This is a genomic window from Xanthomonas sp. WHRI 10204, from assembly GCF_040202875.1.
Classification (GTDB): domain Bacteria; phylum Pseudomonadota; class Gammaproteobacteria; order Xanthomonadales; family Xanthomonadaceae; genus Xanthomonas.
Genome location: NZ_JBEGDW010000002.1, coordinates 170,556 through 191,424, shown reverse-complemented (window position 1 = coordinate 191,424; position 20,869 = coordinate 170,556). Strand labels below are relative to the sequence as shown.

General features: G+C 63.8%; 18 protein-coding genes. 4 read left to right on the top strand and 14 right to left on the bottom strand.

Features of this window, described 5'->3' with window-relative positions:
• Positions 1-27: 27 nt before the first annotated feature.
• The 3 genes from ABQZ00_RS11555 to gcvA all read right to left on the bottom strand — a co-directional run bounded on the left by ABQZ00_RS11555 (position 28) and on the right by gcvA (position 3,656).
• Positions 28-168 (bottom strand): hypothetical protein, encoded by a 141-nt coding sequence (locus ABQZ00_RS11555; protein ID WP_323538273.1) that lies wholly within the window; start codon positions 166-168, stop codon positions 28-30.
• A 17-nt stretch (positions 169-185) separates the two neighbouring features.
• Positions 186-2,297: a methyl-accepting chemotaxis protein gene (locus ABQZ00_RS11550; protein WP_323538274.1), complete on the bottom strand. Its 2,112-nt coding sequence runs from the start codon at positions 2,295-2,297 to the stop codon at positions 186-188.
• Positions 2,298-2,726: 429 nt separating this feature from the next.
• Positions 2,727-3,656 carry a transcriptional regulator GcvA gene (gene gcvA, locus ABQZ00_RS11545; RefSeq protein ID WP_115527564.1) on the bottom strand — a complete coding sequence of 310 codons (930 nt, stop codon included), beginning with the start codon at positions 3,654-3,656 and terminating at the stop codon, positions 2,727-2,729.
• Positions 3,657-3,855: 199 nt separating this feature from the next.
• On the opposite strand from gcvA, the gene ABQZ00_RS11540 reads away from it, so the two are divergent.
• Positions 3,856-4,629: an SDR family NAD(P)-dependent oxidoreductase gene (locus tag ABQZ00_RS11540; protein ID WP_323538275.1), complete on the top strand. Its 774-nt coding sequence runs from the start codon at positions 3,856-3,858 to the stop codon at positions 4,627-4,629.
• A gap of 984 nt (positions 4,630-5,613) precedes the next feature.
• Entirely contained in the window at positions 5,614-8,469 is a 2,856-nt protein-coding gene (locus ABQZ00_RS11535) for a hybrid sensor histidine kinase/response regulator (RefSeq protein ID WP_323538276.1), read from the top strand.
• 163 nt (positions 8,470-8,632) lie between these two features.
• Here ABQZ00_RS11535 and ABQZ00_RS11530 read toward each other — a convergent pair whose 3' ends face one another.
• The gene (locus ABQZ00_RS11530; protein WP_323538364.1) at positions 8,633-8,977 is read right to left on the bottom strand and encodes a response regulator; all 345 of its coding nucleotides are present in this window, start codon (positions 8,975-8,977) and stop codon (positions 8,633-8,635) included.
• Between the two features lie 303 nt (positions 8,978-9,280).
• On the opposite strand from ABQZ00_RS11530, the gene ABQZ00_RS11525 reads away from it, so the two are divergent.
• Positions 9,281-10,795: an ATPase domain-containing protein gene (locus tag ABQZ00_RS11525; RefSeq protein ID WP_055844452.1), complete on the top strand. Its 1,515-nt coding sequence runs from the start codon at positions 9,281-9,283 to the stop codon at positions 10,793-10,795.
• On the top strand, positions 10,782-12,854 hold the full coding sequence (locus ABQZ00_RS11520; RefSeq protein WP_323538277.1) for a PAS domain-containing protein: 2,073 nt from the start codon (positions 10,782-10,784) through the stop codon (positions 12,852-12,854). Before ABQZ00_RS11525 ends, ABQZ00_RS11520 begins: the two co-directional genes overlap by 14 nt.
• A 221-nt stretch (positions 12,855-13,075) precedes the next feature.
• Here ABQZ00_RS11520 and ABQZ00_RS11515 read toward each other — a convergent pair whose 3' ends face one another.
• From ABQZ00_RS11515 to ABQZ00_RS11470, 10 genes are all read right to left on the bottom strand, one after another.
• On the bottom strand, positions 13,076-13,783 hold the full coding sequence (locus tag ABQZ00_RS11515; protein ID WP_323538278.1) for a tetratricopeptide repeat protein: 708 nt from the start codon (positions 13,781-13,783) through the stop codon (positions 13,076-13,078).
• Positions 13,777-14,259, bottom strand: a complete 483-nt coding sequence (locus tag ABQZ00_RS11510; protein WP_115527569.1) for a cytochrome c-type biogenesis protein — start codon at positions 14,257-14,259, stop codon at positions 13,777-13,779. The genes ABQZ00_RS11515 and ABQZ00_RS11510 overlap by 7 nt, the downstream gene beginning before the upstream one ends.
• Positions 14,259-14,801, bottom strand: coding sequence for a DsbE family thiol:disulfide interchange protein (locus ABQZ00_RS11505; protein ID WP_323517029.1), 543 nt, complete (start codon positions 14,799-14,801; stop codon positions 14,259-14,261). Before ABQZ00_RS11505 ends, ABQZ00_RS11510 begins: the two co-directional genes overlap by 1 nt.
• Positions 14,798-16,786 carry a heme lyase CcmF/NrfE family subunit gene (locus ABQZ00_RS11500; RefSeq protein WP_323538279.1) on the bottom strand — a complete coding sequence of 663 codons (1,989 nt, stop codon included), beginning with the start codon at positions 16,784-16,786 and terminating at the stop codon, positions 14,798-14,800. The genes ABQZ00_RS11505 and ABQZ00_RS11500 overlap by 4 nt, the downstream gene beginning before the upstream one ends.
• A gap of 63 nt (positions 16,787-16,849) precedes the next feature.
• Positions 16,850-17,320: a cytochrome c maturation protein CcmE gene (gene ccmE, locus ABQZ00_RS11495; RefSeq protein ID WP_323538280.1), complete on the bottom strand. Its 471-nt coding sequence runs from the start codon at positions 17,318-17,320 to the stop codon at positions 16,850-16,852.
• Positions 17,317-17,523 carry a heme exporter protein CcmD gene (gene ccmD, locus ABQZ00_RS11490; protein WP_055844432.1) on the bottom strand — a complete coding sequence of 69 codons (207 nt, stop codon included), beginning with the start codon at positions 17,521-17,523 and terminating at the stop codon, positions 17,317-17,319. Before ccmD ends, ccmE begins: the two co-directional genes overlap by 4 nt.
• A complete protein-coding gene (gene ccmC, locus ABQZ00_RS11485; RefSeq protein WP_323538281.1) occupies positions 17,520-18,278 on the bottom strand; it encodes a heme ABC transporter permease CcmC in 759 nt (252 codons plus the stop codon). Before ccmC ends, ccmD begins: the two co-directional genes overlap by 4 nt.
• A 10-nt stretch (positions 18,279-18,288) precedes the next feature.
• The gene (locus tag ABQZ00_RS11480) at positions 18,289-19,608 is read right to left on the bottom strand and encodes a S8 family peptidase (RefSeq protein ID WP_323538282.1); all 1,320 of its coding nucleotides are present in this window, start codon (positions 19,606-19,608) and stop codon (positions 18,289-18,291) included.
• Positions 19,605-20,255 carry a zf-HC2 domain-containing protein gene (locus ABQZ00_RS11475; protein WP_055844422.1) on the bottom strand — a complete coding sequence of 217 codons (651 nt, stop codon included), beginning with the start codon at positions 20,253-20,255 and terminating at the stop codon, positions 19,605-19,607. The genes ABQZ00_RS11480 and ABQZ00_RS11475 overlap by 4 nt, the downstream gene beginning before the upstream one ends.
• A complete protein-coding gene (locus ABQZ00_RS11470; protein ID WP_193552531.1) occupies positions 20,252-20,845 on the bottom strand; it encodes an RNA polymerase sigma factor in 594 nt (197 codons plus the stop codon). The genes ABQZ00_RS11475 and ABQZ00_RS11470 overlap by 4 nt, the downstream gene beginning before the upstream one ends.
• Between the last annotated feature and the right edge of the window lie 24 nt (positions 20,846-20,869).

Genomic DNA, 20,869 nt, shown 5'->3' with positions numbered 1-20,869 from the left:
TCTTGGCAGTGCATCGGCAAAATTACCTCAGACGCCGTTGTAAGCGTCTGCGATGGGCGCGGCCTGATCTACCTGGCGAAACAACGCTGGCGTTTTTGTTGTCGAGCAGGTCAGGGCAGCAAGCAGTCTTTCTGCGAGCGATAGCGCCGCCAACAAATAGTTGACCATCAGAGCACATCAAAGGCTCAGATCACCGCAGCCTTGACCTTAAACACTTCCACAGCACGGATCAGCTGCACGGAATGGTCCTCCAGCGCACGCGCGGCGGTGCTGGCGGCTTCGACCAGGCGGACGTTTTGCTGGGTGGTTTCGTCCATCTGGGCGATGGTGTGATTGACCTGTTCGATGCCGCCGGCCTGTTCCTGCGAGGCGGCGGAGATGTGGCCCATGATGTCGGTGACGTGCTGCACGCTGGTAACGACTTCGCCCATGGTGGTGCCGGCCTTGTGCACCAAGGCCGAGCCATCGGCCACGCGCTGTACCGAGTCGTCGATCAGGCGTTTGATTTCCTTGGCGGCATCGGACGAACGGTGCGAGAGGGTGCGTACCTCCGAGGCGACGACGGCAAAGCCGCGGCCTTGCTCGCCTGCGCGTGCGGCTTCGACGGCAGCATTGAGCGCAAGAATATTGGTCTGGAAGGCGATGCCGTCGATGACCGAGATGATGTCGGCGATGCGCCTGGACGAGGCCTCGATGCCGGACATGGTATCGATCACCTGGCTGACCACATCGCGTCCTTCCGAGGCGATAGTGGCGGCGCCGCGTGCGAGCTGGTTGGCGCGGCCGGCGTGCTCGGCGTTCTGCTTGACGGTGGAGGTCAGCTCTTCCATCGAGGCTGCGGTTTCTTCGAGATTGGCGGCCTGTTGTTCGCTGCGGCGTGCCAGTTCCTGATTGCCGCTGGCGATGTCTTCGGCGGCAAAACCAATACTGTTGGAGGTTGTTTGTATCTGGCTGACGATGTCGGTGAGGCGATGCACGGTGCTGTTGGCATCGTCGCGCATGGCAGCGAATACGCCGTGGAAGTTACCCGACATGCGCATGGTCAGGTCGCCGTCGGCGATGGCGCGTAGCAGCTGCGAGAACTTGGCCAGGTTGCTGTCTGCCGTGGCCATCATGGTGTTGAGGTTCTCCACCATCAGGCGGAAGTCGTGCTCGAACTTTTCCGGTTGGCCGCGCAGCGCGAAGTCGCCCGCGCAGGCGGCTTGGGTCAGTGTGTGGATCTGTGCGTTGATGGCGCGCAGGTTTTGTTTGACCTGCTGCATGGTGGTGGTGATGGCGGCTTTTTCGCCGGGGTAGTGCTCGATTTCCGGGGCGAGGTCGCCGATTGCATAGCGGCCCATGACCTCGGTCATACGCAACTGGGTCTGTACCTGTGCGTGCACCAGCGCGTTGGTGTCCTGCACCATGTGCGCGTACTCGCCAGGAAACTGCTGCGCGTCGGTGCGATAGCTGATCTGGCCGGCGTCGTGACGCGCTGCCATGGTGCGCTGCGCCGAGATGACATCGCGCAGGCGGCGTTGCATCTGCTGCATGGCTCGCAGGAGCTGGCCGGATTCGTCCTTGCTTGCCGCGGTATCGGGTGTCCCGAGGTCGCCCGCGCTGATGCGCTCGGCCAGTTGCAGCGACAGACGCAGGGGCAGCACCACGCTGCGAGTGAGCAGCAAAGCAATCGTTGCCCCCAGCATTAGCGCGATCACGGTGGAGATCACCATCAGCATGGCAAAGCCACGTGCGGTGGCGACGGCCTGCTTGGCGGCTTGGCGGTTCTTCTGCTCTTGCAGATCGATGAAGGCATTGATGCTGGCCAGCCAATCGATGAAGGCCGGGCGTGCTTCCTGTAGCAGGCGTTGCTCGGCATGCGACCGGTCCGATGCGTCGCGGAACGCGCGCACCTGTGCGATCAATGGCAGGGTGCGCTGCTCGATGGATTTGATTTGCTGCAGAATCGTTTTTTCCCGCGCGTCGGTCGAGGCGGCGATCATGGTGTCGAGTGGCTGCGCGGAGCGCGCATAGTCGGCGGTGAGTTTGTCGATCAATTGCTCCGCCGCGTGGCGGTCGGCCGGCGCGTCCATCAGCACGACATCGCGCAAGGCGATTGCGCGGTCATGCACACTGCCGCGGAAGTTGATCGCATACCGTTGCTTGACGCTGTTGACTTCATTGATCGCAGTCAATTGCCGATCGATGCTGCGTACGCGCTGGATGCCCACCACGGTGAGGATCACCATCAGGACGATGATCGCGAGAAAGCCGAGGGACAGGCGTTGACCAATGCGGAGATCGGAGAGGGTGTGCATAGGGGAGATCGGTGATCCGGAGAAACGGAGCGCTGGGGAATCCCGGCATGGGCAGGGATGCGGGGGCAGGAGCAGATCCTCGAGAGGGCGGCGTTGCTACCCCGATCGTGTCTCGCCTCGTTCGTTAGCGACCTCAACTATTGGAACTGTACGCATCGCGCATTCGATATTCAGGCGCGGTTGGATCGCGCTGCATCGGCGATGGCGGACGATCGAACCGGCGGTGTTGGATTCTGTGCAGCCGCAAGATGGTGATGGGCTTGCTGCAGAGTGCCGATGCGGTGTGGTCAGCGACGCAGGCAGTGCTTGCGCGAGTAGCTGCTGCGTGCGGCGCGCGCATATTTGATATGCGTACTTTGATTTTCCGATGCAGCGACGTTGTGTGCGTCGGTCGGCACGCACCGATACGGTGGTGCGATCGTCGCGGGTCTAGCGCGTAGCCGCGAGTGCGCTGTTTGCGCTGGCTTCTTCGCAGATCCACTGCCGGAAAGCGGCAATCCGCGGCAGGTGAGAGCTCTCTTGGCGGTTGACGAGGTAATAGGCCAGGGGCGAGAGGAACTGCAGCTCCGGGAACAAACGGATCAGCCGGCCTGTGGCGATGTCGTCATGCGCCATCACGCTGCGCGCCAGCGCGATGCCGTGTCCCTCGATGGCGGCCTGCAGCACGGCAGCTGCATTGTTGATCTTCAGGCCCCGGATCGCATCCACGCCGACGACGCCTGCCTTATCGAGCCACGCGGTCCAGGACGGGAAGTTGGGATGCGTCTCCATCGAGAGGTCGTGGATCAGCGTCTCGCCTGTCAGCTGCGCCGGTGCGCGTAGCCGGCCGATCAACGCTGGTGAGCAGACCGGATAGACCTCCTCGTCCATCAGCTTGAGGGCCACCAGGCCCGGCCACTGGCCAGCGCCATAGCGCACGCCGATGTCGATCCGTTGCGTGAGGAAATCCACAGGTTTGAGGCTGGTCTCAAGCCGGATGTCGATATCGGGATGCGCGGTCTGGAAGCGATCGATGCGCGGGAGCAGCCACTTGGCTGCAAAGGCCGGGCTGACGGTCATGGTCAGCATGGTGCCGCCGGACTGTTCTTTCAGCCGTTCCAGCCCAAGGGTCAGGCGATCCAGCCCAGCACGCACATCGGGCAGCGCCTGCTCGGCGGCGGGCGTGGGCAGCAAACGGGCGCGGCCAGCCTGGCTGCGATGAAACAAGGGGGTGCCTACCCAGTCTTCCAGTGTTCGTACCAGCTGGCCGACCGCCGCCGGTGTGACATGCAGCTCGGCCGCAGCAGCCGAAAAACTCTGATGGCGAGCGCTGGCTTCGAAGGCTCGCAGTGCATTGAGGTGGACGGGCGACTTTTTCACGATAAAGATTTTCTTTCAGGTCGGGACACATTAACTGGTTTGTGGTCATGCCGCCCCAGCCGAACAATGTCCGCCACTCCACGGCCTGCCCGCCGCGCCTTCGTTGGCGATGCAGGTGGGTGGTGTTGGCTTATCCCGGCGACCAGTTCGCCGGCTGTCTTTCTGACCTGCCTGACGGCAGGCACGTCGAGGTTTGATCATGGACACGCAATTCAACGGTAAGAAGCTATTGGTCGTCGGTGGCACCAGCGGCATGGGGTATGCAGTGGCCCGGCACATCCTGCTTGGTGGCGGGCATGCGGTGATCGTTGGCCAACGCGCCGAGAAGACCGAAGCAGCCCGCCAGGCGCTGGCTGCACTCGGATCGGTAGAGGCATTGAATGCCGATCTGACTAGCCAGCAAGGCATTGCCGAGTTGCTGGCGGCGATCGACCGCTCGCATCAGCAGATCGATCTGCTGGTCAATGCAGCGGGCGTGTTTTTCCCCAAGCCGTTTCTGGAGCACCAACAGGACGACTACGACCGCTATATGGCGCTCAACAAGGCGTTTTTCTTCATCACGCAGAGGGTCGCCGCCAATCTGGTCGCGCACGGCCGCAGCGGTGCGATCGTCAATATCGGTTCGATGTGGGGCAAGCAGGCGATTGCGGCCACGCCGTCATCGGCCTACTCGATGGCCAAGGCCGGTCTGCATGCGTTGACCCAGCATCTGGCGATGGAACTGGCGCCGAAGGGCATCCGCGTCAATGCGGTCTCCCCGGCGGTGGTGGACACGCCGATCTACGAGGGATTCATTCCGAAAGCGGACGTGCATGCAGCACTGCAAGGCTTCAATGGATTCCATCCCATCGGCCGTGTCGGCACTGCGCAGGACGTGGCCGAGGTGATCGCGTTCCTGCTGTCTGACAAGGCCGCTTGGGTCACTGGTGCCGTGTGGGACGTCGATGGCGGTGTGATGGCTGGCCGCAACTGACATCGACAACGCCTTGCAATCGGCGTCGCCCGCACGCTGCTGCATTGCGGCCATGCGTGGCGTCCGCTGCCTGCCAATCTTGGCGCCATGGATCGGCTGCCTTGTTCGATGGCGCCAACCGCGTGATAGCGATGTTCCTTGTGCGCGCTGAGCTGGGAACATCGGTATGCCGCGCGGTGAGCGGAGGTCGCGCTACAGAGTTTGTAAGCAGCTTTATTGAAAACCGCGCCCACCGACCATCATGACTGGTCCTTGCCCGCCTGCCGCCGCGGGACCTTATGCGGCATGGATGCCGCATAAGAGCCTCCATGGACGGATTCACGGCGTGTCCCGCGGCGTTAGGCGGGCAAGGACCATGCAGCCGGGGCGCAGATCAGCGGCTCTCCACTAGCAAATGCAAAGCAGCCAAGCACACCGAAAGCAACCGAACTAGAGCCTGCATGGAAGGATTCACGCCGTGCACCGCGGCGTTAGGCGGGTAAGGGTCATGCAGCCGGCGCGCAGATCAGCGGCTGTCCACTAACGCATGCAGAGCAGCCGGGCACGTCCAAGGCAACCGTGAGCTTCTGTTCTTGAAGACGCCGAAAAAAGTCGCGAGCCATGGGCCGATAAAGATGAACTGAGAACGCGAGAGCGCATGTACGCGATCTACACCGCGAACACGCCCATCGCACGGCCCAACCGGCAGTGACGCGCCAAATCCCTGTTGGTTAGCACATGTCCTCACACGCGGCGCAGTACCGTGGCGCATCGGCAGCACCAACGGCTGGATATACGTCGCCTGCCGCAGGTTGGGTGATGACGGTGGTGTGAGCGGTTGATCGTGCCTGTTGGCGATACGTCGCGCGGTCTTGGGCTCTCTTCTAATGGTTTGGCACAGATGCACGGATGGGTGAACAGTCATCAGGGCGCAGGCGGTGAAGCGATGCGGTGGTGTCGTGCAGGCGATCTGCGGCATGGGGTGATCGTGCGGATACGCGCGGTATGACCACTGCATTTCCGCATGGCGACAGCGCCATGGCGCAGGCGGTGCGCGTATACGACTGGGCTGCTACGCCGTTGGGGCCGAGTCCGCAGTGGCCGTCGCCATTGCGCAATGCGGTCAGCTTGATGCTCACCTCGCCGGAGAGCATGTACGTGGTGTGGGGCGAGGCGCTGACGTTTTTCTATAACGATGCGTACGCGCCGATTCTGGGGCCGCGTCGGCCGCAGGCACTGGGCGCGCCGCTGCGCGAGCTGTGGGCCGATGCATGGGAGGCGGTACGTGCGCCGATCGAGGCAGCGTTTGCCGGGAGCGCCTCGCGCTTTGAAGAAGTGCCGATTGGTATGAACCGCTACGGCACGCCGGAAGAGACCTGGTGGACGTTTTCGTTTTCGCCGATCTATCTGGACGATGGCAGCATCGGTGGTGCGTTCTGCGTGACCAACGAGGTGACCGCGCGCAAGCTGGCGCAGGCGCGGTTGGCCGACGAGCACGAGCGCTTGATCCGCTTGTTCGAGCAGGCGCCGATGTTCATGGCGTTTTTGAGCGGGCCGCAGCATCGCGTCGAGTTCGCCAACCCGTGCTACTCGCGCTTGGTCGGCCACCGCGACGTGATCGGGCGGCCGCTCGCCGAAGCGTTGCCGGACGCACTTGAGCAAGGGCATCTGCGCCATTTGGATGAGGTGTATCGCTCCGGGCGCGCCCATACGGCCAATGCGCTGGTGTACGACGTCCAGGCAGTGCCGGGCGGGCCCACCGAGCGACATCTGCTGGACCTGGTGTATCAACCGATTGCCGGTGCCGACGGCACGGTCTCCGGCATCTTCGTGCAAGGGTTGGATATCACCGATCGCATCAGCCTGGAACGCGCGGTGCGCGAGGCAGAAGTGCGCAACCGGCAGATCCTCGATAGCGTCATGGACTACGCGATCATCGCGACCGACATGCGCGGCCAGGTGACTTCATGGAACGAAGGCGCGCGCCGCATTCTGGGCTGGAGCGAGGCCGAGATGCTCGGGCAATCGCTGGAGCGCATGTTTACTCCGGAAGATGTGGCGAATCGACAGCTTCTCATTGAAGCCGCCGCAGCGTTGGAAAGCGGTAGCGGCATGGACGAGCGCTGGCATATGCGTAAATCCGGCGAGCGGTTCTGGGCCAATGGGTCGTTGATGGTGCTGCGCGAAGAAACTGGCGTAGCGATTGGCTTTGTCAAAGTGCTGCGCGATCGCACCGCCGAGCGCTTGGCCGGCCAAGCGTTGATCAAAAGCGAGCGCCGGCTGGACGCCTTGGTGCGCGCGTCGTCGCAAGCGATCTTTTCTGCCACTGCCAACTGGAGTGCGTTGCGCCTGCATGCCGGCGATGGCTTGTTGGACGATGGTCGTGCGGCCAATGCGCGCTGGCAGCAGGAATGGATTCATCCGGATGATCGTGCGCCGTTGCTAGCGGCCATCCATGCTGCGATCGACGATAAGGCTGCGCTGGAGCTTGAGCTTCGCGTGCTGGACAGACAGCAGGTGCGCTGGACGCTGCTGCGCGCAGTGCCCTTGCTCGATGCAGAGGGCGAGATCGAGGAGTGGTTCGGTACGGCCTCGGACGTCAGCGATAGACGCGAGGCCGAAGAGCAATTGCGCGTGCTGACCGAAACCCTGGAACAGCGCGTGCGTGAACGGAGCGCGGCGTTACTGCTGGCCGAAGAAAAACTGCGCCAGAGTCAAAAGATGGAGGCGGTCGGGCAGCTCACCGGCGGCTTGGCGCACGACTTCAACAATCTGTTGACCTCCATCACGGTGGGCCTGGAGCTGCTGCAGGCGCGCGTGGAGCAAGGCAAGTACGACCGGTTGGAACGCTATGTGGAAATGGCGCAGACCAGCGCCGCGCGTGCCGCTGCGTTGACGCAACGCCTGCTGGCATTCTCGCGCCGGCAGACGCTGGCCCCCAGTGCGTTGGAAGTGGACGCACTAGTGCACGGCATGCGCGAAATCATCTCGCGGACCTTGGGACCATCGATCACGTTGCAGGTGACGCCGGCGCCGCAGCCGTGGAAGGTGCTGGTAGACGCGCCGCAGTTGGAGAATGCGCTGCTCAATCTGTGCCTCAATGCGCGCGATGCCATGCCCGATGGCGGTGTACTCACTATCCGGCTGCACAACCGCTCGCTGGATCCGGTGGCGGCCCAGCAGTTGGATCTGCCGCCTGGCGATTATGTGTGCCTGAGCGTGCAGGACACCGGTACCGGCATGACGGACGAGGTCATGTCCAAAGTGTTCGAGCCGTTTTTCACCACCAAGCCGATCGGGCAGGGCACCGGTCTGGGCCTATCGATGATCTACGGGTTTACCCGGCAGTCCGGCGGGCACGTGCGCATCGATTCGGAAGTGGGCCTGGGCACCACCATGGCCCTGTATTTGCCGCGTTTCAGCGGGACAGATGCGCAGGACGAGGCAGTCGCCACACCGCAACAGCCACAGCGCGCTGCAGCGCAGAGCTGCACCATCTTGCTGGTAGAGGATGAAACCGCAATCCGCATCTTGATCTCGGAAGTGCTCACCGAGGCCGGTTACCGCGTTATCGAAGCAGCTGAAGGCAGCGCTGCGGTGGAGCGCTTGCGCTCGTTAGAGCCAATCGATGTGTTGGTGACCGATGTCGGCCTGACCGGTGGCTTGAACGGGCGCCAGGTGGCCGATGCGGGCCGGCAATACCGACCCACGCTACCGGTGCTGTTCGTGACCGGCTATGCGGCAACCGCGGCCGTCGGCGCCGGGCAGCTGGACGACGGCATGGAAGTGTTGACCAAGCCGTTCCTGGCGGCCGACCTGAAGCTGCGCGTGATGCAGTTGCTGGAGCGGAGTTTGCAATGACCTTGGCTGTTGTGCGAGTAGCGGAGTCATCGTCGCGCTCGAGTCGTCGGCGTTGGGCGCGTTCACGCTGGTGCTCGATGACGCAACACGGCGGCTGCAGTCACGTGTGCAAAGCGCTGTGTACGCCTGGCCTGCGAGGCGTGAGTGCCTTGGTTGCGCCCGGTTACAGCGTTGTCTGCACGATACCCAGCAAGTCGCGTAACGAGAATGGCTTGGTGAGCAAGCGCATGCCGGTATCCAGAAAGTCCGCCCGCTTGGCGCTGGCGCCTGCGTAGCCGGTCATGAAGATGATCGGGAGTGCTGGGTACAACCGCCGCGCATTGTCGGCCAGGTCGCGTCCGTTCATGCCCGGCAGGCAGATATCCGACAGCAGCAGGTCGAACGGACAGGCCGTGACGAGCTGCTCCAGTGCCTGTTCTGCATCGGCAGACACGACGACCTGATAGCCCTCTTCGCACAAGATATCCGCGGTCATTGCGCGAATGGCGTCGTCGTCTTCCACCAACAGAATGCGTGCATTACATGATGCGTCGTTCACCGCGATCCTCAAGCGATCGCAACAACGCGACCTGCTTCACTGCCAAGGCTATGCGCGCGCCCGTGACGAATGTGTCGGAGTTGTCACGCAGCGCATCACAAAAGCCCGGGGCATGCCGCAGATTGCCAATCCTGCGACACCCCAAAGCAGCGAAAATCCGCCACTACGGTCACGGCAAAAGATGGGCAGAACACACAGCGCGTCAAGCCAGGCAAGCTGATCAATTCAGCCTATGGCAACGGACGATCACGCGCGCGTGTTAACTTAAATGGCATGAAAAATGTAAAGCCGATGATCGCAAACCGCATCACGACCGGGACGACGGGGCTTGACACCATCCTCCGCGGAGGACTGCCGGCCAATCGGCTCTATCTGCTCGAAGGCCAACCCGGTTCCGGCAAGACCACGTTGTCGCTGCAATTCTTGCTCGATGGCGCAGCCAGGGGCGAAAGCTGCCTGTACGTCACGTTGTCGGAAACCATCGACGAGCTCAACGAAGTTGCCGCGTCGCATGAATGGTCGCTGGAACCTTTGCACATCTTCGAGCTGGCCTCGGCCGAAGCGTTTCTGGGCGACGGGCGCCAGCAGTCCATTCTGCATCCTTGGGAAATGGAACTGGATGGCACGATCAAACTGATCCAGGCCGAAGTCGATAGGGTCAAGCCGACGCGCGTGGTCTTCGATTCGTTGTCCGAGCTGCGTCTGTTGGCGCAGGACTCGCTGCGTTACCGACGGCAGGTGTTGGCGCTGAAGCAGTTCTTCGCACCGCGCAACATCACCGTGTTTCTGGTCGATGACCTCACCGACGAGAATGGCCAGCGCGATGCGCATCTGCACAGCCTGTGTCATGGCGTGATTTCGCTGGAACGCATGACGCTGGATTTCGGCGCAGCGCGGCGACGCATGCAGGTGCAGAAATTGCGCGGGGTCAACTTTACCGCCGGCTACCACGACATCACCATCGTGACGGGCGGCATGCGGATCTATCCGCGTCTTATCGCCTCCGATCATCACGTGCCGTTTGTCGGCGATGCGGTGTCCAGCGGAGTCGAGCGCATCGATGCACTGTTGCATGGCGGCCCGCTGCGCGGCACCAGTACCTTGCTGACCGGTCCGGCCGGCTCGGGCAAGACCAATGTCGCCCTGCAATATGTCAGTGCGGCCTGCGAACGTGGCGAGCATTGCTGCGTGCTGCAGTTCGACGAGCGCACCGGCACCTTGCTGACGCGTGCCGAAAACCTGGGCATGGATCTGCGCAAGCACTTGGCCTCGGGCATGTTGGAACTGCACCAGATGGACCCTGCGGAACTGACGCCCGGCGAGTTCTCCTGGGCGGTGCGCGAAAGCGTGGAGGCGCGGAACTGCCGCATCCTGGTGATCGATAGCCTCAACGGCTATCTGTCGTCGATGCCGCAAGAAAAGCAGCTGATGCTGCAGATGCACGAGCTGCTGTCCTATCTCAACCAGAGCGGCGTGACCACGTTCCTGATCAATCCGCAACATGGTCTGGTGGGGACGATGTCGACCGGCAACCTCAATATCTCCTACATGGCCGACACCGTCATTTTGTTTCGCTTCTTTGAAGCGCAGGGGCGGATCCGCAAGGCCTTGTCGGTCATCAAGAATCGCAGTGGCGCGCATGAAGATTCGATTCGCGAGATGCGCATCAGCAGCGGCGGTCTGCATTTGAGCGAACCGCTGGAAAGGTTCCATGGTGTGCTGACCGGCACCCCACAGTTTGTTGGAGACGGCACGCCATTGCTGGATCGTGCAATTGACCAACTGTGAAGCAGATGGGTCGGTGGTCCACATCATTGCGCCGTTCGGCCGCGATGCGGAGAGTATTGCGACCATCGTCGGTGGGCGTGGGTTAACCCGCCGGGTCTACGGCGCATTGGAAGTATTGGCTGGCGACCTGCTCGACAGTTCCGGCGTGGTGGTGCTCACCGAAGAAGCCTTGCGCGGCGATCTGCAGCAGTTGCAGCAGATCCTGCAGGGTCAGGCGGCGTGGTCGGATATTCCATTCGTGCTGCTGCGCGCCCCGCGTGGCAGCCAGCATGGTCGCCGGGTGAGCCTGCCTGCCGAGATGACCAACGTCATCGAGCTGGAGCGGCCGTTGAGCTCCTCGTCGCTGTTGAGCGCGATTTCCAACGCGTTGCGGTCGCGACAGAAGCAGTTCGTGATCCGCGACCAGATGGCCGAACTGGCCGAAGGGCGTGCTGCGCTGGCATTGAGCGAAGCCGAGTTGCGCCGCGTCACTGATGCGTTGCCGGTGTTGATCGCCTTCATCGACAAACACCTGGTGTATCGCTTCGCCAATCGCTCGTACGAAGACTGGATCGGTATCCCGCCGCAAGAGGTGATCGGACGTCCGCTGGTGGATGTGATGGGGCCTGCGGTGGTGGCCGAGCGGCGCGCCTGGATCGAAGCCGCGCTGTCCGGTCAGGCGCTGACGGTGGAAGCGAGCTGGCCGCATGCCGATGGGCGCCGCCGCGATGCCGAGATCCGCTACATGCCGCGCTTCGATGCAGATGGCAAGGTGGATGGCTTCCACGTGTTTGCGACCGACATCACCGCACGTGCGCTGGCGCTGGAGTCGATCCAGGAGCAGGCCAACCTGCTGGAGGCCAAGGTAGCCGAACGCACGGCCGAGTTGCAGCAACAGATGCTGGCGCGCGAATCCAGTGAGGCCGCGCTGCGTCAAGCGCAAAAGATGGAAGCGGTGGGCCAGTTGACTGGCGGCATTGCGCACGACTTCAACAATATGTTGACCGGCATCTTGTCGGCGTTGGATCTGGCGCGTCTGCGCATCGATCAGGGGCGGACCGAGGGACTGGGACGGTTTCTGGATGTGGCCTCGGCCTCGGCCTTGCGCGCGGCCGCATTGACCCAACGCCTGCTGGCGTTTTCGCGCAGGCAATCGCTGCAGGCGCGGCATCTGCAGTTGAACGATCTGGTGGTGTCGCTGCAGGAATTGCTGGCGCGCACCCTGGGCGAGTCGGTACGCATGGAAGCCGATCTTTGCGAAGCGCTACCGCATGCGTATGTCGACGAAAATCAGCTGGAAAGCGCATTGATCAACCTGGCCATCAACGCTCGCGACGCCATGCCGGACGGCGGCCAGTTGCGCATTTCGACCCGGTATCTGCATGTCGATGAACACCGTCTTGAACTTGGCCGTGGCATCAGCCTGGCGCCGGGCGACTACGCCGTGGTGTCGGTGGCCGACACCGGCACCGGCATGCCGGCCGATGTGCTGGAGCGCGTGTTCGAGCCGTTTTACACCACCAAGCCGATCGGGCAGGGCACGGGCCTGGGCATGTCGATGATCTATGGCTTCATGCAGCAGTCCAACGGGCAGGTCTGGGTGGAGTCGGAAGTGGGCGTGGGTACCACGGTGAGCCTGTATCTGCCCGCCGGTGTCGCCGTGCAGAGCGTGGCGATGGGGCCGCAAGGCGGAGCGGTGGTGGCCGGGCAGGGACAGCAGGTGCTGGTGGTGGAAGACGACGAACAAGTGCGTCTGCTGGTGACCGAACTGCTTGGCGAGTTGGGTTACGAGGCCGAGGTGGTGGCCGATGCCGACGCCGCGCTGCCGATCCTGGCCTCGCAGCGACGGATCGATCTGCTGGTGACCGATGTCGGGTTGCCCGGGCTCAACGGACGCCAGTTGGCAGAGATTGCGCGACAGTCGCGCCGCGATCTGCCGGTGATCTTCATGACCGGCTACGCCGAGACCGCACGCGACCGCGGCGAATTTCTTGCCGAGGGCATGAGCATGATCGCCAAGCCCTTTACGCTGGGCGAGTTCAGCGGGAAATTGCACGAGGTGCTGGGGCCGTCGTCCTGAGCAAGGCAGATGTGGGATCTGCCGCATTGCTTGCTTAATGCCTCTTGGCAGCTGCGTCGACTGCCTTCATCCAGGAACAAGTGCGGCTGTCCACGCAACCTCGCGCGGTCCGCTTCAGCCTGTGTCTCTGCGTCTACCTACCGTCGCTGCGCACCACAATGCGTCTAGCGGGCTGACGTCGCCGCCTCAGGCACGCCTGCACGTGTTTTGTGCTGCTTTTTTCAGCGTGCAGCACGCCCGGATTGCCGCGCGCTCGCCATCGATTCGGCCACGGCAATTTTGTCCGCCACCGCGTTCTGCATCGGCGAGCCGGTTTCCAGCAAGCCATGCAGGTGACGCCAATGGGTGGTGGCTGCGGCGTAGTCGTGCTGCTGGAAATCACTGATGCCCATCAGCCACAGCCCACGCTGATTGTCCGGCTCGCGCGCGATCAGCTGCTGCAACCGCGTCCGCGAGGCCGCATCGATGGCGAAATCGCTGTGTGTTGCCATGTCGGCGGCGATCCAGCCGACGATGGCCGCGCTGGTGTCGGGCGCGATCTTCAGTGCCTGCGCGTAGGCATCGCGCGCCTCGGCGGAGCGGTTGTTCTGCTCATGCGCTTTGGCCTGTTCCATCCACGAGGTGAGCGCTGCCAGTTGCGCCTGTTCGGCAGCGCTGGGTTGTGGTGGTACCGCATCGGCTGCAGCAGCCGTTGCGATGGGCGCCGTCTGGGGTGCCGTCACGTAGACCGGATGTGCGATGGCATCGGGTGCGCCAACCAGCCGATATAGACCGGCGGTGGCGACGGGCAGGCCCAGTACCAGCAGAATCGGCAGCGTGTAACGTGCATTGCCATTGCGCGTGGGTGTGCGCAGCAGCGGCAGCAGTAACAGCAGCAGCGCAACCACCACCAGCGCAGCACTCAAAAAATAAAAACCCGTCATCACCATTCTTCCTCTGCCTGCGGTGCCACCGCAGTGCCGACACGTGCGCGTTTACGCACGGTGTGAATCACCACCGCAGCGCCGGCGCCCAACATCAGCAACGGCCCGAACCACAACAGCCAGGTGCCGCGCTTGACCGGCGGGTCGTACAACACAAAATCCGAATAGCGGTCGACCATGTACTGCTTGATCTGCGCATCGCTCTTGCCGGCCTGCAATTGCGCGAACACCTGATGACGCAGGTCGCGCGCCAGGGTGGCATTTGAATCGGCCAGGTTCTCGTTCTGGCACACCAGGCAACGCAGCTGCGCGGTCAGTTGTTGATACCGCGCTTCTTCGCTGCGGTTCTTGAACGGCAACGGGTCCACCGCCTGCGCCTGCACGCAGGGCGCGAGCACTATTCCCAACAGCAGCACCAGCAACAGGCGCAGCTTGCGCGCCTGGTCACGCCGATGCGCCTGAAAGACGCCATATCCCAGCATCACGGTGCGCCCTTGGGCAGTGCGGCGATGGCGGGCAGCAGCTCATCGTTGATGACATCGGGGGTGAGCACGCCGATGTGCTTGTAGCGGATCATGCCCTGCGCATCGATCAGGAAGCTTTCCGGTGCGCCGTAGACGCCGAAATCGATGGCGGTCTGGCCGGCTTCATCGGCGATGACCACTGCGTACGGATTGCCCAAGCGTGCCAGCCAGGCGGTCGCATCGGCCGGCGCGTCCTTGTAGTTGTAGCCGATCAACGGCACGCCGAGCCGGCTGGCCTGCGCCATCAGTACTGGATGCTCGTGCACGCATTCGGCGCACCAACTGCCGAACACGTTGAGCACATACGGCTTGCCCAGCAGTTGCGCACGGGTGACGTGCTGGTCGGGCGCATCCAGCCGCGGCAGCGAGAAGGCCGGTGCCGGTTTGCCGATCAATGGGGAGGGCACATCGCGCGGGTTGTGCTGCATGGTCCAGTAGATGCCGAAGCCGAACAGGGCGGCGACCAACAAGAACCCCAGCAGGGGCAGCATGCGCTTCACGGGTGCGACTCCTGCGCGATGATGGGCGCCTGGTATGCGGGCGATGCAGCCGCCTTGCCTGCGGAGACCGGCGCGCGGAAGCGTCGTGCGCAGGCGCTGACGAAGCCGCCCAGCATCATCAATAGGCCGCCGGCCCAGATCCAGCGGATGAAGGGTTTGTAGTACAGCCGCAAGGTCCAATCGTGTTCGATGTGCTGGTCGTCCAGCGGCTCGCCGAGCGCGACATACAGATCGCGGGTGACGCCGGGATCGATCGCCGATTCGGTCTGGATGCGTTCGCTGCTGTACAGGCGTTTTTGCGGATGCAATTGCGCAATGACCTTGCCATCGCGGCTGACCTGCACGCTGCCTTGTTCGGCCTTCCAGTTCGGCCCGTCGACCAGCTGCACGCCGTCGAAGCGGAATGCATAACCGGCAATATCGGCGCTTTGGCCGGGCGACAGCCGTACATCGCGTTCGACCGACAGGCTGTCGGAGATCAGCACGCCGGCGACGAACACCGCCACGCCGGCATGCGCAATCAACATGCCGGCCATCTCTGCCGGAAAGCGCCGCCCACGCGGCATCTCGCGCCACCGTTTATAGACGTATAGCGCGGTGCCGGTGGCCACCCAGGCTGCCACGCCAATGCCGGCGATGGCCTTGGCCTGGCCCTCGGCAAACAGGCTGCCGACCAGCGCGCAGGCGATTGCAGCGATGCCTGCGCGGGCACCCAGCGCCTTCAAGGGGGCAGCGTCGGCCTGTCCCCAACGCAGGTAGGGGCCGAACGGCAGCAACAGCACTACCGGCAACATCAGCAACGGGAACAGCAGGCCGAAATACGGCGGCCCCACCGACACCTTGCCCAGGCCGAAGGCATCGGCAATCAGCGGGAACAAGGTGCCCAGCAACACCATCGCTGCGGCGACGGTGAGCAAGAGATTGCCGATCAGAATCCCAGTTTCGCGCGAGGCGGCGGCAAACGGTTTACCGCTGGCGATTCTGGGTGCGCGCAAGGCGTAGAGCAGTAACGAGCCACCGACCACTGCGACCAGGAAGATCAGGATGTACAGCCCGCGGCGCGGGTCGGCGGCGAACGCATGTACCGAGGTCAGCACGCCCGAGCGCACCAGGAACGTGCCCAGCAGCGACAGCGAGAACGCCAGGATCGATAGCAGGATGGTCCACGCACGCAGGCTGCCGCGTTTTTCGGTGACCGCCTGGGTGTGGATCAACGCGGTGCCCACCAACCACGGCATGAAACTGGCGTTTTCCACCGGGTCCCAGAACCACCAGCCGCCCCAGCCCAGTTCTGCATACGCCCACCAGCTGCCGGCCACGATGCCGGCGGTGAGGCAGGCCCAGGCCACATTGGTCCATGGCCGCGCCCAGCGCACCCAGGCCTGTTCCAGTTCGCCGCCCAGCAGCGCCGCCACCGCGAACGCAAAGGCCACCGAGAAACCGACATAGCCGGTGTAGAGCACCGGCGGGTGGAAGGTCATGCCCGGATCCTGCAACACCGGATTGAGCTCGTTGCCGTCCAGCGGAATCGGCGACAGCCGCCCGAACGGATTGGAGGTCAGCAGGATGAAAGCCAGAAAGCCCACCGACACCAGGCCCAGCACCGCCAACACGCGTGCAGCGAAATACTGCGGCAGATGCCGGCTAAAAGCGGCCAGCAACACCGTCCAGGTGGCAAGGATGGCGATCCACAGCAGCAACGAGCCTTCATGCGCGCCCCACACCGCGGCGAAGCGGTAGTACCAGGGCAGGGCGATGTTGGCGTTGGCGGCGACATAGCCGACCGAAAAATCCAGCGACAGCAGCGACCAGGCGAGCAGGCCGAACGCCATCCACACGAACACGGCCTGGCCCACCGCTGCCGGTCGCGCGACGCCCATCAAAGCGGTGTTGCCGCGCCAGGCACCGATCAGCGGCAACACGCCCTGGGCAAGCGAAAGCAGCAGCGCCAGGATCAGTGCGATCTGGCCGAGTTCAGGCGTCATGAGTGGGTCGCAGCCTGCGGCAAAAAGAGATTGGCGAGTGAGCGGCGCGCAGCCAATGCCGCCTCAACGCGGCGCGGCCAGCGGCACGGCGGTGGCGGGGATGGGCTTGCCGACATGGCCTTGGGCCATCGCGTCCTTGAGTTCTTTCGGCATGTAGGTTTCGTCGTGCTTGGCCAGCACTTCGTTGGCGACAAAGCGTTCGCCCTGCATGCGCCCGTTGGCGATCACCGATTGGTTGTCGCGAAACAGGTCCGGCAGGATGCCGGTGTATTCGACCTGGGTGGCCGCATGTTTATCGATGACGGTGAAGCTGACTTTCAGCGAGTCGCTGGCGCGCTGGATCGAGCCGGCCTTGACCATGCCGCCGAGACGGAACTGTTGATAGCTGGCCGCTTCGCCGGCGTGCACCTGGCTGGGCGTGAACAGGTAGCTCATGTTCCGCTGCAGCGCGAACACGATCAGCGTCACCGCGAGCGCGGCGGCGGCGATGACGCCAAGCACCAGCCACAGACGTTGTTTGCGCGTGGCATTCATGGCGCGTCGCGCTCCAGCGTTGGCGCCGGTTGATCGCGCGCACGACGCGGGGTTTGCCGCTGCAACTGGCCACGCAGTTCGCGCGGCAGGCGTCGGCGTCGCAACCACGGCGCGGCCAGGTCGGCCAACAGCACCAGCACGAACAACGCGTAGGACGTCCACACGTATTGGCCGTAGCCGCCCATCGCCAAAAACGTAGTCATGCGGTGCGCTCCGTCAATACGATGCGGCGTGCCCAGTCCTTGCCGCTTTCCAGCGCCAGCAGGTCCACGCGCACGCGCCCGAACAGGCTGGCGACGTAGTAGCACTTGGTGGCCAGCATCATCGTCAGCAACGGCCACAGCATGTCCGCGCCCATCTTTGAGGGGCCGAGCAGACGCACGGTGGAGCCTTGGTGCAGCGTGTTCCACCACACCACCGAGTAATGCACGATGGGCAGATTCACCAGGCCGACCAGGGCAAGCAAGCCGGCGGCACGCATTGCCTGACGGCGGTCTTCCACCGCGTGGTACAGGCCCAGCACGCCCAGATACAGAAACAGCAGCAGCAACTCCGAGGTCAGTCGCGCGTCCCAGGTCCACCAGGTGCCCCACATCGGCTTGCCCCACAGCGAACCGGTGCACAAGGTGATGAAGGTGAACGCCGCACCGATCGGTGCCGATGCCATGGTCATCACTTCGGCCAGCTTGATCCGCCATACCAGCGCGATAAACGCCGACACGCCCATCGCTGCGTAGATGAAAAGACTCATCCAGGCACTGGGCACGTGGATGAAGATGATGCGGTAGGCATCGTGCTGCTGATAATCCGGCGGCGCCAGCACCAGCCCGCCGTAAGCGGCCACCGCGCCGAGCAGCAAGGCCAGGCCTAGCGCCCACGGGCGCACGCGTCCGGCGAAGCGGTAGAACGTCGGCGGCGAGCTGAGTTTATGCAGCCACAAGGGAATCCACTTGGCCATGCCGGTGTCGTCAGTTGGAATGTTTGGAAGGCGACAGCGCATCGACGGCGGCGCCTGCATTGACCTGCAGCTGGCCGTCGGAGACCTTGCTGGTGCGTTGCAACAGGTCGCGCAGCGCAGTGGCATCCATCGACGGCGACAGCGACAACAGCAGTGCGGCCATGCCGCTGACATGTGCGGTGGCCATCGACGAGCCGGAGGTGAAGTCGTAACGGCCGTTCGGCTGGGTGGTCAGAATGTCCTTGCCGGGTGCGCTGAGCACGCCGGGCATGGCAGTGGTGGCGCTGCTGCTGCGAACCACCAGCACGCCGGGCACATCGTTGGGAAAGCCATCCAGCCGCCCGTTCGGCGGCATTGCCGCGACCACGATGCGGCCTTGCTGCACCAGATGCAGCAGCATCTTGCTCAGCAGCGGGTCGGCCGGGCCGCCCAGGCTCAGGTTGACCACGCGTGCGGAGCTGTTGTTGATCGCCGCCAGCGCCTTGGCCAGGGTGAAGGTATTGCAGCGTGCGGTGGCGCCGACCGTGGGCGCATACCAGCACGCCTTGTAGACGCTCAGCATGGCCTTGGGCGCCATGCCGACGATGCCTTGGTGGTTGTTGCTGCCGGCCGCAATGATCCCGGCCACTTCGGTGCCGTGCGAATCGCTGCTGGTCATGCCTGGCTTGTCGTCGACCAGGTCGTGCACGTCGCGGATGCGCGATTTCAGATCGGGGTGGTTGGTGTCCACGCCGGTATCGACCACTGCCACCAGCACACCGCGCCCCTGGGTGACAGCCTGCGCGCTGGCGGCATCGGTATCGATGAAGCCGCGCTGCATGTCCACGTATGGGTCGTTGTAGCCGGACAACGGTGTGGTCTTTTCCGACGCATCGGTAGAAAACACCGAGAAATCCTGCACCGGCTGCACCAGCTCCACGCCCTCGTCATCAGCCAGCGCGGTGACCAGCTCATCGCGCGACACGCCCGGTGGCGGCTGCAGCACCGCGCAATACAGGCCCAGCGAGGTGATCGGCCAGCCGGACACTTCGCGCAGCTTGTAACGCTGCTTGATGGCTTCCATGCGCACGGCGGCTTTCTGGCCGGCGCCGTAATAGCTGGAGGCGTAGCCGATCAGGCTGGAGCCGGCACGGGCCGGCGGCGCGCTGAGCGGATTGGCCACCGCCAGCAGGATGTCCCGGCTGCTGTCGGGCGTATGCGCATCGGCGGACGTCGCGTTGGCGCTGGCTGCATCCTCAGCAGTGTTCTGCAACGCCGCGGCATGCGCATTGCCATGCACGCCCATGCTGAGCAGTGCGGCGACCAGGCCGATGACGAAGAAACGGCTCATGGGGCGGAGACGATCTCGGCCAGCCGGATACCCGGATTGGCGCGCAGTTGCTGCACGGTGCGTTGCGGCTGGGCCGGCGGCTGCGGCGCAGCAGGCACCACGGTGTAGGCACCCATGTCGTTAGGCCCACCGATGACCTGCAGCTGCTGCGCATGCAGCAGTCGATCCCAGTCGGCCACGGTCATGCTGGCATCCGGCACCACGCGGATGGCGCCCTGCGGCACCGGCAGCGCAGTGGCGCTGCTGAGTGTGCGGTAGTCGTGCGATGGTGCCGGCGAGGCCAGCTTGACGCCCATGACACCCAGGCCGATGGCCTGTACCAGCGCGGCGGCGGCCAGCGCACGCACGGTCCAGCTGCCGGAGCGACGCACGGCCGGTGCCGGTGCGATGCGTACCTCGGGTGCATCCAGACGACCGAGCAGGCGTTGCAGGCCGGCGTTGGCGTCCAGTTTGACCGCCGGCGGTAGCGCCAGCGCCTGACGCAGGCGATTTTGCTGGGCGAACTCGGCGCTGCACGAGGTGCATTTGGCCACGTGCGCGATCAGCCAGGTGTTTTCTTCCTCGGTCGCGCTATCCAGCAGAACGGCCGGCATCAGTTCCCAGGCGTGCGAGCATTCCTTGCCAGGCGCGATGAAAAACGTCTTCATTGCAGGGTCTCCGTGTAAGGGGTGTTGCCGGCCAGGCCGGGCAGCACATTGCGTAATTTGACCCGCGCATGAAACAGCCGGGCTTTGATCGTGCCCACCGGGCACTGCATGATTTCGGCGACTTCTTCCAGCTTGTGGCCGACGCCGTAGACCAGTTCGATCACCAGGCGCTGATCCGGCGACAGCCGTTCCATGCCCTTGTCCAGCCAGTCGCGTAGCTCGCGGTCGTCGTTGTCGTCGGTGCTGGGGGCGTGGTCTTCCACCAAAACGGTATCGTCGATGGACTCGCCGTCGTGCTGGCGCAGGCATTTGAGCCCGCAGCGGTAAGCGATGCCCATGATCCAGGTCGACACTTGCGAGTCGCCACGGAAATCGCCCGCTTTTTGCCAGGCAATCCAGAAGCAGTCGTTGATGGCCTCTTCGATGATGTCCGGGCGGCGCGTCAGACGCGACAAAAACCGGCACAAGCGGCCGTGGTAGCTGTGGTACATGCTCGCCAGGGCGTCACGATCGCCCGCAGCCATGCGGCGCAACAGCATGCGGTCGGTGGCATCGCCAAGGGTGTCGGACTCATTCATCGAAGCAGGCATGGGGTAGGACACCTCTAGGTGCCC